The following is a 12,389-nucleotide window of genomic DNA, read 5'->3' as shown; positions in this document are numbered from 1 at the left end:
TTATTCTCCTTCTGCCCAGGGGGTTTGGGGGGTGGTTACGGCTGAAACTTCTTCATGTTCATCGGCGGCTCTCTGGGCCTCCTCGTAGGTTGCCCCGGCCATCATCTGGCCCAGTACCGAGCGGGGTGTCTCAGGCGGGACAATGCCCATGAGCTCCCCGTGGAAGAACACGGCGATACGGTCAGCAAGACCGTAGACCTCATCAAGTTCAGTCGAGACGATAATGACCGGTAGGCCCTTATCTCGTTCCTGAACTATGCGCTTGTGAATGAATTCGATGGAACCAACATCCACGCCACGAGTGGGTTGGGAGGCCACAAAGAGTTCGAGGGGGCGGCTGAGTTCGCGGGCCACCACAATTTTCTGCTGGTTACCACCAGAAAGAGTGGACGCGGTATGTTCTTTGGAGCCCATGCGGATATCAAATTCGGCTCCGGCACGGTCCGCGTTCTCAGAAATCTTGGACCGGTTGAGGGTTCCCATGGACGAGAAATCTTTGCTGTCAAAGAGGTCAAGAATCAGGTTCTCGGAGATAGAGAAGGAGCCGATCAGGCCGTCCTTGCTGCGGTCTTCGGGAACAAAGCCAACACCCGACTGTAGGACCTGCTTGGTGGAAAGCCCCAGCAGTTCTTTACCGTTGAGCTTCATGGATCCGGTTGCCTTGGGGTGCAAACCGATAATACTTTCTGCCAGCTCGGTCTGCCCGTTGCCCTGAACGCCGGCTACGGCCAGAATCTCGCCGCCGCGGACGCTGAAGCTAACGTCCTTGAGCAGGGGAACACCGTTACTGGCAATCAGGGTAAGGTTTTCAAGCTCGAAGGTCTTTTGGGTGAGCTGGGGGGCGCCCTTATCGACGGTGAGCTGAACGGCCTTACCGACCATCAGGGAGGCCAGCTCGGTAGTGGACATAGCGGGGCTGGCCTGGCCCACCACCTTACCGCGGCGAATGACGGTAATATCATCGGAGATCTCACGGACTTCACGCAGCTTGTGGGAGATAAAGAGCAGGGATTTGCCGTCTTTGCGCAGTTCGTCCATGATGCCCAGGAGCTGGTCGGTTTCTGCGGGGGTGAGCACAGCGGTAGGCTCATCGAGAATCAGGATTTCGGCCTCCCGCACCAGGGCCTTAATAATTTCAACGCGTTGCTGAACACCCACGGGCAGGTCTTCTACTACCGCGTCGGGGTCCACGGCGAAGCCGTAGCGGTCAGAGATTTGGCGGATTTTACGGCGGGTAGTTTCCAGATCCAGGGTTACCCCCTTAAGGCTCTCTGAACCCAGAGCCACATTTTCTGCCACGGTAAAGACCGGAACCAGCATAAAGTGCTGGTGAACCATACCGATACCGGCGGCCATAGCATCGGAGGGGCCGGAAAACTCGACCGGCTGATCATCAATATAGATTTGCCCCTCGGTGGGCTGATAAAGGCCGTAGATGACGTTCATCAGAGTGGATTTACCAGCACCGTTTTCGCCCAGCAGACAGTGGACTGTCCCCGGGGTGACCGTCAGGTCGATGCTATCGTTCGCGGTAAAATCACCAAATCTCTTGGTCACCTTGCGCAGTTCGAGTTTCATGGGGGTGGCTTTCTGTGAGAGAACCTGGGCACATCACCGCGCGGGGCGGCAGAAAGGTTTGCTTCGTGCTTTAGTTTAGCGGGTTGAGGCTTACTTACTGGACACTGCCCCTTGACCGCACAAACGGCTCACCCCTCTAGCGGGTAGAGGGTGTGAGCCGTTGCGGGGGTTAGCAAGTGGCTAACGGGTGCTTATTATGCAGCAGTGGGTGAGCCTTCGGTCTCAACCTTGATGGTGCCGGAGATGATATCTTCCTTAATCTTGTCCAGCTCCGCCTTGGTCTCATCGGAGACCTTGCTGTCGAAGTTGTGGAAGGGAGCCAGGCCAACGCCGTCGTTCTCCAGGGTACCGATGTAGGCCTCGGAGGTGAACTTGCCGTCCATGTCAGCCTTGATGGTCTCGGTGATAGCTTCGTCCATCTTCTTCATGATGGAGGTCAGGATGATGTCCTGGAAGTCGGGGTTGGTTTCGTAGCCATCAGCGTCAACCCAGACAACGGAGGCGGGGGCATCGGCGTGAGCCGCGTTGTATTCCTTGACAGCTTCAAGGGTGCCTGCACCTACGGGGCCAGCAACGGGCAGAATGATATCGGCGCCCTGGTCCAGGAAGTTCTGGGTATTGGTCTTGCCCTTGGTGGCATCTTCGAAGTCACCGGTGAAGGTGCCGGACTGGTTCTCGGTGTTCCAACCGAGGACCTCAACCTTGGTGCCCTTCTGCTCATTGTAGTATTTGACGCCCTGGGCGAAGCCGTCCATGAAGATGGTTACGGTGGGGAACTGGGCACCACCGTAGGTTGCGACCTTACCGGTCTTGGTCTGGGAAGCGGCTAGGTAGCCAGCCTGGAAAGCGGCCTGGGCGGTGTCAAAGACGATGGGGCGCACGTTATCGAGCTCGATGGAGTTATCGTCCACGATGGTGAAGTGCAGGTCGCTGTTGGCTTCTGCTGCTTCCTTGGTCGCGTCTGCCAGACCGTAACCCACGGTGACGGTCAGCTTACAGCCGGCCTGGACCATTTCGTTGAGGTTGGGAGCGTAGTCAGTCTCAGCGCTAGACTGAGCCTTCTTTTCCTGAATGCCATATTGGGAGACGGCGTCGGTCAGACCCTTGTAGGAGTTCTGGTTGAAGGACTTGTCGTTGAAGCCACCGGAGTCAGAGACGATGCAGCCCAGGTAGTCTTTGTTGTCGCCGGAGGCCTTGGAGAACTCTTCGGGGGCTGAGCCGCAGCCTGCCAGAAGCAGGGCGGAGATGCCCAGGATAGAACCGGTTGATGCGAAGTGCTTGCGTGAGAGAGCCATGAAGGTCCTTTTCGTGCCACTCTGGGAGGTAGGTGCACCAGTGCACTACTACCCGCGTGTGATGTGTAATCCCAGAAGAAATTTTGCGTAACACAACACATCATAGTGTGATTTATCTTCCGGTTCATCTCTGATTCACCTAAAAAGGAGTGACCCCAGCAACAAGGCTCTGCTATTTAATCACACCGGGATTATTGGCCCTGATCACCCAGCACCCCTAGGTAAAGAGTGCCCATTTGTTCTAATGGTGCTCAGCTGACCTAAGAAGCGCCACCTCTTCCTCAAAAGTGGGCAGACACTTTTTAGGCAAGCCGTGAACGCTCTAGACTAATAGCCTTTAAAGCGGTAGCGGCCATTACTCGAACCCCATACTCGATAGCCCGCTCATCGGGGGCATAGTCTCCCCGGTGTAAATCGTAGGTTATTCCACCTGGCACACGAGTACCTAGGCGAATGAGGGCACCGGGGACTTCCTGCAGTATCCAGGCGAAGTCTTCACCCCCCATAGATTGTTCCACTAACACCACAGAGTCCTCCCCCAGTTCAGCCCTGCTGGCTGCTTCGACCAGGGCGACTTCCTCTTCGGTGTTAACGGATGGGGGTACGCCGCGAAAATGCTCTAGTTCAATCTCGACCCGGTAGGGGGCCGCGACCTGCTCCACGACCTGATCGAGCATGGCTCCTGCCTGCTTCCAGACCTCAGCATCTAAACAGCGCATAGTTCCGGCCAGGAAAGCGGTGGAGGGGATTGCATTGGGGGCCACTCCGGCTTCGATCTGCCCCCAGGCCACCAGCACACCACTGCGCACATCGGTCTTGCGTGAGAGCACTGCTGGGACGTTGATAGCTATCTGGGAGAGGGCGTAGATGATGTCTTCGGTCAGGTGGGGGCGAGAGGTGTGCCCGCCGCGCCCTTTGAGGCTGATTTTGATGGTGTCGGAAGCGCTGGTGATAGCCCCAATACGGGTGCCAATTTTGCCCACATCTACCTTGGGTTCACAGTGTAAGGCAAAAGCGCGCGGCACCCCTTCTAGGATGCCCTGGGCAATCACATCAACAGCCCCGCCAGGCAGTTGTTCTTCGGCAGGCTGGAAGATGATGCGGATGCGCCCGCCCAGGGGCCTGTGCTGGTCAAGCCGATGCAGGAGGATGGCAACGCCCAGCATGACGGTCTGGTGGATGTCGTGCCCGCAGGCGTGCATGATCCCGGGGTGGCTGGAGGCGTAGGGCAGTTCTGTTTGCTCTTGAATGGGTAGAGCATCAATGTCTGCGCGTAGGGCTGCCGCCAGTGGGCCCTGCCCTACATCCACATAGCAGCCGGTGCCCTTGAGGTGGCGGGGCGCTAAGCCTTCCTGGGTCAGGGCGCTAAAGATTCGCTCCGTGGTTTTTTTCTCTAGGTAGGAAAGCTCGGGGTGGCGGTGAACCTCCCGGCGGAAGGCTTTCAATTCAGGAATCAGGTTGTCTACCGAGTTTTTGAGCATATCCTCAGTCTGTGTCGAGCTCAGCCCTGGAAACCCTGAAACTACGTCTTGAGTCGTAGAAGATTTATCCATAAGCCTACCTTACTGGCAGTATGGGGTATAACAGAAGAATGTTTAGACAGCTCCTAGTCGAAGGGCTCTTTCGATAAGTTAAAAATAGCCCTAACTGACCAATAAATTAACAAAAACAGATTTATTGTCAGAAAAAAGGGTTTATCTATCCCCCACTTAGTACATGGCAGCTGGAGGGCCAGACTCGGCCAGTAGGCAGTAGATGTGATTAAACTAATCTATATCTCCAAATTGTCTAGCCCGTAGGGCAAACATCCGCATATACAGTTAAAAATGTAGCTATAGCTGATTTTTAAAATTTAGCGCACTGGTTGGTTAATGACGATTGACCTCGCCTTATAGTAGAATAGAGTGAGCATCGGTAGAAGAGCTTAAATTAGGTTCACCCTGGTTTGCCCTCTAGGTAACGCTTAGGGATTATAGCTTAACTGGGCATACCCCCTAGAAGCTCACCTACTCTTGAACTTGAACATCATTGATCGAAAGAAATCACGCACCATGACCCCTCAAATTTCACGCCGTAACATCGCCAAGGGCGCCGCCTGGGCCGCCCCGGCTGTTATCGCCACCTCAGCAATTCCAGCCTACGCAGCATCCTCATCTGATCGCACCCCCAATGATCCCTTGGGCACTATCTGCTCCCTCTTCTTCGGCGGAGGCAATGTCAATTCACAGACAACCTCGGTTTACTTGGCTGTTGAATCTGCCGACGGCTTTATTCACGCTGGCGAAACCGTCTCCTGGGTAGTCGATATGAGCCGGGGTACTGTGCCTGGCCTTAATTACCCCCAGGATGGCTCCTGGACTCTGACCACAAGCGTTCCCAAGGGTCAGTCCGCTACCCAGTTTGTAGTTACCCTAACCGCTAACCAGGATGTCCCCGTCCAGAACGTCAACTGCGTGGCTCGTATGATCTGGGATGGCTCTGCCTCAGCAGGTTCCTCCAACATTAGCCCCAAGAGCACTCTATCTGTAAGCTCGAGTGGCAACGATACCACCTATTCCAGCAAGATTACTATTCCCAAACGTTACGGAACCTCAGTCAACGATTCAAGTCGTACCCCCGTGTACATTGACGGTGCCTGCTACCCCACCATCCAGTGGTCCTATCTGGGGAACTCTACCAAGTATGATCTGGACGACCTCCTGGTCTTCAACGGTGGTAGCTCTATCAAACCTGATAGCCACGCAGATAATAACCAGAAGGTAACCACCGGCACCTGCTAAGTAAGCGCCGACAGGTCTAACCCTTCAGGGCGAGCTACTCCTTTTGACAGGAGCAGCTCGCCCTTTAGTGTGCTCTCAGCCTGCCCTGATTCAAAACTTCAGACCAGTTACAGGGGTCTAACTGTCAGCCTTTCTAAAGCTAAAGCCGGTGCCTACCAGGCAGACCAAGAGCTTGCCCCCTCCCCTAGGCCAAGCTCACACAGCACAAAAAGTCCTCCCGGCCTTACCCCCTGATTGGGGTAGGCCGGGAGGACTAAGCGCGCTAGCAAGGCCAAGCAGCTAGCCGGTCACTCAGAGCCACCAGAGCACAGCCAGCTGAGAGTGCCTAAAGAACCCTAGCCACCACAGCCTGCTTGACCTCGGCAATAGCCTTGGTGATTTCAATGCCACGGGGGCAGGCCTCAGTACAGTTAAAGGTGGTGCGGCAACGCCAGACGCCCTCCTTATCGTTGAGGATCTCCAGGCGCATATCCCCGGCATCATCACGCGAATCAAAAATGAAACGGTGGGCGTTCACAATAGCTGCCGGGCCAAAGTACTGCCCATCAGTCCAAAAGACAGGGCAGGAGCTTGTGCAAGCCGCACAAAGAATACACTTGGTGGTGTCATCAAACCGGGCCCGGTCCTCCTGGGACTGCAGGCGCTCACGCTCAGGCTCGTGGGTGTCATTGACCAAGAAGGGCATAATCTCCCGGTAGGCCTGGAAGAAGGGCTCCATATCAACAATCAGGTCCTTCTCGCAGGGCAGGCCCTTAATTGGCTCAACGGTGATCGGCTTGGACAGGTCAAGATCCTTGAGCAGGGTCTTACAGGCCAGGCGGTTACGGCCGTTAATACGCATGGCATCAGAGCCACAAATACCGTGAGCGCACGAGCGACGGAAAGACAGTGAGCCGTCAATCTCCCACTTAATCTTGTGCAAGGCATCGAGCACCCTGTCGGTGCCAAACATGGTCAGCTTAAACTCATCCCAGTGGGCCTCTGCCGACAGTTCAGGGTCGTAACGGCGGACCTGGACGGTCACATCAAAAGTAGGGATAGCGCCAGCTTCACCGGCCTCAGCCTTAAGAACGACCTTGGATTCTGGTTCGCGTGCTTCAAAATCAGCCATTTTAGTACTTACGCTCCATCGGTTCGTAGCGGGTGAAGGTCACGGGCTTGGTATCAAAGCGTAGACCCTTAATGCCTTCCATCTCTGCCTGCTCATCCAGGTAGACCATGGAGTGCTTCATGAAGTTGGCATCGTCGCGGTCAGGGTAGTCCTCACGGAAGTGACCACCACGAGACTCCTTGCGGTGCAGAGCAGCTACCGACATGACCTTAGCCAACTGGAGCAGGAAGCCCAGCTCAACGGCTTCAAGCAGGTCCAGGTTAAAGCGCTTGCCCTTATCCTGAATCTGAATATTCTGGTAGCGCTCTTCCAGCTCAACAATCTTGTTGACCGCATTGTGAATGGTCTCTGCGGTACGGAAAACCTGCATGTCTGCATCCATGACATCCTGCAGTTCCTTACGCAGCTGGCCGACCTTTTCGGTGCCCTCGCCCTTGCGAATCTGGTTCAGCAAGGCCAGGGTTTCATCGGCTGCATCATCGGGGACGGGCAGGAAGTCTGCAGAAGCGGCGTACTCGGCAGCATACATGCCAGCACGCTTACCAAAGACGTTAATATCGAGCAGGGAATTAGTACCCAGGCGGTTAGAGCCGTGCACCGATACACAGGCAACCTCACCGGCGGCGTAGAGACCGGGGATGATGTCCTCAGAATTGGAGTGGACCTCAGCCTTAATGTTGGTGGGGATACCGCCCATAGCGTAGTGGGCTGTGGGGAAGACCGGCACCGGCTCGGTGTAAGGCTCAACGCCCAGATAGGTACGAGCGAACTCGGTAATATCGGGTAGCTTCTCGTCAATATGGGCGGGCTCCAGGTGGGTCAGATCCAGCAGGACGTAATCTTTATTGGGGCCACAGCCACGGCCTTCGCGCACTTCGTTTGCCATCGAGCGGGCAACAATGTCGCGGGGCGCCAGGTCCTTAATGGTGGGTGCGTAGCGCTCCATGAAACGCTCACCCTCAGAGTTACGCAGAATACCGCCCTCACCACGGGCAGCCTCAGAAACCAGGATGCCCAGGCCGGCAAGACCCGTGGGGTGGAACTGCACGAATTCCATATCCTCCAGGGGAATACCGTTGCGTAGGGCAATGGCCATACCGTCACCGGTCAGGGTGTGGGCATTGGAGGTGGTCTTAAAGATCTTGCCGCAACCGCCAGAAGCGAAGACAACTGACTTAGCCTGGAAGACATGCACATCACCGGTTGCCAGGTCGTAGGAGACAACACCGGCGGGGCGACGGACGCCCTTTTCGTCCTCCACCATGACCAAATCGAGCACGTAGTACTCGTTGTAGAACTCCACGTTGTGCTTAACGCAGTTCTGGTAGAGGGTCTGGAGAATCATGTGGCCGGTGCGGTCCGCAGCGTAGCAGGCGCGGCGCACAGGAGCCTTACCGTGGTCGCGGGTGTGACCACCAAAGCGACGCTGATCAATACGGCCCTCGGGGGTGCGGTTGAAGGGCAGGCCCATCTTTTCCAGATCCAGCACAGCGTCAATGGCTTCCTTAGCCATGACCTCTGCCGAGTCCTGATCTACCAGGTAGTCCCCACCCTTGATGGTGTCAAAGGTATGCCACTCCCAGTTGTCCTCTTCGACATTGGCAAGAGCCGCACACATACCGCCCTGGGCGGCACCTGTATGGGAGCGAGTGGGGTAAAGCTTGGTCAGAACAGCAGTGCGAACACGCTGGCCTGCTTCGATGGCGGCTCGCATACCTGCGCCACCTGCACCGATGATAACGACGTCGTACTTATGTACCTGCATTGTGGGAATGCTTCTTTCTAAAATCTAGAGCGCTGTAACTTTAGGGAGCAGTGCAGAAGGAGGGCAGAAGCTCTGCGCTAGCACCGGCGGGGCAGGGATCTAAGGTGAAAATCACCAGGGTTCCGAGCAGAATCACGAAAGCGGTTGCCAAGAAAAGCGCAATCTTGAGGACGGAACGAACACCGTCCTTCTCTGCGTAATCGTCGATGATGACGCGGATACCGTTGGCACCGTGCATCATAGCCAGCCAAAGCAAAAGCAGATCCCAGACCTGCCAGAAGGGGTTAGCCAGCTTGCCGCCCACAAAACCAAAGTCAATGCGGTGGACGCCTTCGCCCATCATCAGGTTGACGAAGAGGTGGCCAAAAATCAGGACAACCAGCAGAACGCCTGAGACTCGCATGTAGAGCCAGGCGAACATCTCAAAGTTGTTGCGCTTGGAGGAAGAGCGGTTGTATTTAACTCCCGAGACGGTGTTATCGCGGCTACGAGGAACTGAAATCTTAGTTTTGAGAGGTGTTGCCATGTCTTAGTGACCCCCAAAGGCGAGCATGAGGTGACGGATAAGGAAGGGAACCATAACTATGGCCCATAGAATCAGAACACCCCAGAGCATGGCCTTCTGGTTCTTGGCACCGTTCTTCCAGAAGTCAACCAGAATAATACGGATACCGTTGAAGGCATGGTAGACGATAGCCGCAACCAAAGCGGCTTCACCCATGGCCATCAGAGGATTCTTGTAGATATGCATGATGGAGTTATAGGCCTCCGGTGAGATGCGTACAACTGCCGTGTCAAGCACATGAACCAGCAAGAAGAAAAAGATAGCGATACCGGTGATGCGGTGGGCAACCCACGACCACATACCTTCGCGGCCGCGATACAGCGTGCCCTTGGATGTATTCGGCACTGAATAACCTCCTGTGTGATGCGGGCCAAGCGCCAGTTTTGTACCACATGGCGCCCGCACACCAACCTAGTGTGTGTTCTACTCAACAGCAAGATTAGCAGGTTTTGAGGCAACTTACTTACAGGGTGTCACCAGTATCGGGCAAGAGAATCCCAAAAAATAGCGAACCTTTTAATGCCCTTAACCCCTATAATCCCAGTATTTCGCGGAATTATAAGGTCGGAATCCCTCAGAAAGTGACTGCCGTCGTAGAAAGAACCCCAAAAATTTCAACACGATGACTTTAAAATATCGGTACACTATAGGGATAATGAGAACTCCACTTGAACGGTTCTACCCCCTCATTCCGGCCGGCGGCGTAGGGTCCCGCCTATGGCCTCTTTCTCGCGCTGTAGAACCTAAATTCCTTCTTGACCTGACAGGAACAGGCTCATCCCTGCTCCGCTCCACCTACGATCGACTGGTTGACCTAGCCCCCAAGGGTATTATGGTCGTTACCGGGCAGGCCCACGCCAAGGCCGTCACCCAGCAGCTCAGCGAGCTCCGCGGATCCGATTTGGTTCTTGAACCATCACCGCGTGACTCAGCGGCTGCAATCGGTCTTGCCTGCGCTATCCTGCACGAACGCGACCCTGAGGCCATCATCGGATCCTTCGCTGCCGACCATATTATCGACCCCGTAGAAGACTTCCAGGATGTCGTGCGCGAAGCCGTACACGCCGCAGCCTCGGGCAAGATCGTCACCATCGGCATTGAGCCAACGGAACCTTCCACGGCTTTCGGTTACATCAAGGCCACTCAAAACCTGGGTCTGGACCATGCCCCCAGCGCCCTAGCAGTTGAGCAGTTTGTTGAGAAGCCTGATGAGGCGACCGCAAGCTCCTATGTAGCTTCCGGCGACTACACCTGGAACGCAGGTATGTTCGTGGCACCTGCGGCTCTCATGCTCAAGCACCTTGAAGCCAAGGAACCCGAGCTCTACGCAGGCATCATGGAAATCGCCCGCGCCTGGGACACCCCAGAGCGCGACATCTGCATGACCCGCCGCTGGGAGAACCTACCCAAGACCGCCATCGACTACGCTGTAGCCGAGCCGGCCGCTGCCGCCGGCGATGTCGCTATGGTACCGGGCCGCTTCAGCTGGGACGACGTCGGTGACTTTGACGCCGTTGCCCGCCTCAACATTGAAAAGAGCGGTGATGACCTCTTTGTTCTCGGCAACAAGGACAACGTCATTAGCGAGGACAGCACCGGAATTATCGTCAACAACACCAACCGTAAGATTTCCGTCATTGGCATTGAAGATATCGTCATTGTCGATACCGCAGACGCTCTACTGGTAACCGTCCGCGACGATGCCCAGAGCGTGAAGAACACCGTAGCTACACTCAAGGAGCAGGGGCTGAACAATCTGCTCTAAGCGCTAACTTCTTACATAGCTCATGGCCCGCACTCTAAGGGTGCGGGCCTTACTTTCACTCAGCATATGCAAACGATTCTCATTTAAGTTAGCATGGGGGCATGCTTACACCACGACGAGTCTTCATCCCCACCATGACCTGCCTAACCGCCCTCATCATTAGCGGATGTGGTGCAACCCCCACCCCCGCACCCTCAGCCACCACAGAGACCGGTAGCACAAGCACCCAAAACACCACCATCTCCGAAGCCTCCTCCCCCAGCTCCCGCCTGGCCCTGACCTACGACGGCGGCATCATGATCCTGGACGGCAAAACCTTTGAAGTTCTCACTACCATAGACAAAGAAGGATTCCTGCGCCTTCAACCCGCAGGCGACAACCGCCACCTAGTCGTCGCGGACGGCTCCAACTACACCATGCTCGACCTAGGAGCCTGGACCCAAGAACACGGCGACCACAACCACTACTACCCCACCACCCCCTCCCTCACCCAGCTGACCTTCCCCGCCGACAAAACCGGGCACGTCATCAGCAGCCACGGCAAAGCCGCCATGTTCGCAGACGGCACCGGCACCTTCCAGGTATACAACCCCGCCCAGCTCACCGACGAATCCCAAAACACAGCCAGCTCACTCGAACTACAAACCGTCACCCTGCCCGCAGCCCACCACGGCTTCGCCATTCCCCTAGACGACGACCGCTACCTAGTCTCCCGAGGAACAGAAGAAAGCCGCACAGGTGCCGCAGTTATCGATGCCCAAGGAAACGTACTCTCAGAAAACAAGGACTGCCCCGGCATCCACGGCCAAGCCCAGGCCGCCAACGACACCTACACCCTCGGCTGCCAAGACGGCGCACTCATCTACACCAAGGGCACCTTCACCAAAGTCACCAACCCCCAAGACCCCTACTCGCGCTCAGGCAACCAGGCAGGCGACCCCGACTCCCCCATCGTCCTCGCCGACTACAAAACCGACCAGGCCGCCGAGCTCGAACGCCCCGAACAGTTCGCACTCATCAACACCATCACCAAGGAACGCACTAAAATCGCCCTGCCCGAAGGCGTCTCCTACACCTTCCGTTCGCTGGCCCGCGGCCCCGAAGGCTCCCACCTGTTACTGACGACCGACGGCCAGCTCCGCTTCTGGGCTGAGGACGGCACCGAGCTGGGTTCCGTCGACATCATGGACTCCTGGACCGAGTCAGAAATCTGGCAGGATCCCCGCCCCGCCATCTGGGTTGACGGCGAAACCGCCTACGTCACCGACCCCGCCACCAAGAAGCTACACGTTGTATCTCTAGCGAAGATTGCGGACGGTACCGCAGAGGTCTTCGCCAGCATCGATCTGCCCGAGGTGCCTAACGAAATCAACGGTATCTCCCGCGCCGCAGAGCTGGTCACCACCACCGAAGTGGACTCTGACCACTAGCGTTTTATCGATAAAGCTTATTCATAAGCGGTTCCGCAGGCTCACGCTCGCTGCCGACCCTCTCGCTGGTTCGCTGACGCTCACAAGCGATTCACGCCAG

Annotated in this window: 10 protein-coding genes; 3 read left to right on the top strand and 7 right to left on the bottom strand. The window is 56.2% G+C overall.

Translation table 11 applies throughout. The annotated features are described in order from the left end of the window. From ACN08V_RS02325 to ACN08V_RS02315, 3 genes are all read right to left on the bottom strand, one after another. Positions 1 to 1,578, bottom strand: coding sequence for an ABC transporter ATP-binding protein (locus ACN08V_RS02325; protein WP_419104393.1), 1,578 nt, complete (start codon positions 1,576 to 1,578; stop codon positions 1 to 3). A 194-nt stretch (positions 1,579 to 1,772) separates the two neighbouring features. Then, positions 1,773 to 2,873, bottom strand: a complete 1,101-nt coding sequence (locus ACN08V_RS02320; RefSeq protein WP_419104392.1) for a BMP family lipoprotein — start codon at positions 2,871 to 2,873, stop codon at positions 1,773 to 1,775. Positions 2,874 to 3,175: 302 nt separating this feature from the next. After that, on the bottom strand, positions 3,176 to 4,354 hold the full coding sequence (locus ACN08V_RS02315) for an amidohydrolase (protein WP_419104465.1): 1,179 nt from the start codon (positions 4,352 to 4,354) through the stop codon (positions 3,176 to 3,178). A 570-nt stretch (positions 4,355 to 4,924) separates the two neighbouring features. Between ACN08V_RS02315 and ACN08V_RS02310 the strand changes: the two genes are divergently transcribed. Next, the gene (locus tag ACN08V_RS02310; protein ID WP_419099930.1) at positions 4,925 to 5,653 is read left to right on the top strand and encodes a hypothetical protein; all 729 of its coding nucleotides are present in this window, start codon (positions 4,925 to 4,927) and stop codon (positions 5,651 to 5,653) included. A 325-nt stretch (positions 5,654 to 5,978) separates the two neighbouring features. On the opposite strand, the gene ACN08V_RS02305 is transcribed toward ACN08V_RS02310, so the two are convergent. From ACN08V_RS02305 to sdhC, 4 genes are read right to left on the bottom strand one after another with little or no spacing between them, the layout of a single operon-like run. Continuing rightward, on the bottom strand, positions 5,979 to 6,764 hold the full coding sequence (locus tag ACN08V_RS02305; RefSeq protein WP_419099931.1) for a succinate dehydrogenase iron-sulfur subunit: 786 nt from the start codon (positions 6,762 to 6,764) through the stop codon (positions 5,979 to 5,981). A gap of 1 nt (position 6,765) precedes the next feature. Then, a complete protein-coding gene (gene sdhA, locus ACN08V_RS02300; protein WP_419099932.1) occupies positions 6,766 to 8,529 on the bottom strand; it encodes a succinate dehydrogenase flavoprotein subunit in 1,764 nt (587 codons plus the stop codon). A 40-nt stretch (positions 8,530 to 8,569) separates the two neighbouring features. Next, a complete protein-coding gene (locus tag ACN08V_RS02295) occupies positions 8,570 to 9,055 on the bottom strand; it encodes a succinate dehydrogenase hydrophobic membrane anchor subunit (protein ID WP_419104391.1) in 486 nt (161 codons plus the stop codon). Between the two features lie 3 nt (positions 9,056 to 9,058). Next, on the bottom strand, positions 9,059 to 9,439 hold the full coding sequence (gene sdhC / locus ACN08V_RS02290) for a succinate dehydrogenase, cytochrome b556 subunit (protein ID WP_419104390.1): 381 nt from the start codon (positions 9,437 to 9,439) through the stop codon (positions 9,059 to 9,061). A gap of 310 nt (positions 9,440 to 9,749) precedes the next feature. On the opposite strand from sdhC, the gene ACN08V_RS02285 reads away from it, so the two are divergent. Together ACN08V_RS02285 and ACN08V_RS02280 are read left to right on the top strand one after the other, a co-directional pair. Beyond that, complete coding sequence (locus ACN08V_RS02285) at positions 9,750 to 10,859, top strand: mannose-1-phosphate guanylyltransferase (RefSeq protein ID WP_419104389.1); 1,110 nt, start codon at positions 9,750 to 9,752, stop codon at positions 10,857 to 10,859. Between the two features lie 101 nt (positions 10,860 to 10,960). After that, complete coding sequence (locus ACN08V_RS02280; protein ID WP_419104388.1) at positions 10,961 to 12,289, top strand: hypothetical protein; 1,329 nt, start codon at positions 10,961 to 10,963, stop codon at positions 12,287 to 12,289. Positions 12,290 to 12,389: the final 100 nt, after the last annotated feature.

This window comes from Rothia sp. P5766 (genome assembly GCF_048513555.1).
GTDB lineage: Bacteria > Actinomycetota > Actinomycetes > Actinomycetales > Micrococcaceae > Rothia.
This window is presented reverse-complemented; position numbering and strand designations above follow the sequence as displayed.

Bases quoted from the DNA above. Each gene is read 5' to 3' on its own strand.
- ACN08V_RS02280 (WP_419104388.1), top strand. From the start codon at position 10,961: ATGCTTACACCACGACGAGTCTTCATCCCCACCATGACCTGCCTAACC.
- ACN08V_RS02320 (WP_419104392.1), bottom strand. From the start codon at position 2,873: ATGGCTCTCTCACGCAAGCACTTCGCATCAACCGGTTCTATCCTGGGC.
- ACN08V_RS02310 (WP_419099930.1), top strand. From the start codon at position 4,925: ATGACCCCTCAAATTTCACGCCGTAACATCGCCAAGGGCGCCGCCTGG.
- ACN08V_RS02285 (WP_419104389.1), top strand. From the start codon at position 9,750: ATGAGAACTCCACTTGAACGGTTCTACCCCCTCATTCCGGCCGGCGGC.
- ACN08V_RS02325 (WP_419104393.1), bottom strand. From the start codon at position 1,578: ATGAAACTCGAACTGCGCAAGGTGACCAAGAGATTTGGTGATTTTACC.
- ACN08V_RS02315 (WP_419104465.1), bottom strand. From the start codon at position 4,354: ATGCTCAAAAACTCGGTAGACAACCTGATTCCTGAATTGAAAGCCTTC.
- sdhA (WP_419099932.1), bottom strand. From the start codon at position 8,529: ATGCAGGTACATAAGTACGACGTCGTTATCATCGGTGCAGGTGGCGCA.
- ACN08V_RS02305 (WP_419099931.1), bottom strand. From the start codon at position 6,764: ATGGCTGATTTTGAAGCACGCGAACCAGAATCCAAGGTCGTTCTTAAG.
- ACN08V_RS02295 (WP_419104391.1), bottom strand. From the start codon at position 9,055: ATGGCAACACCTCTCAAAACTAAGATTTCAGTTCCTCGTAGCCGCGAT.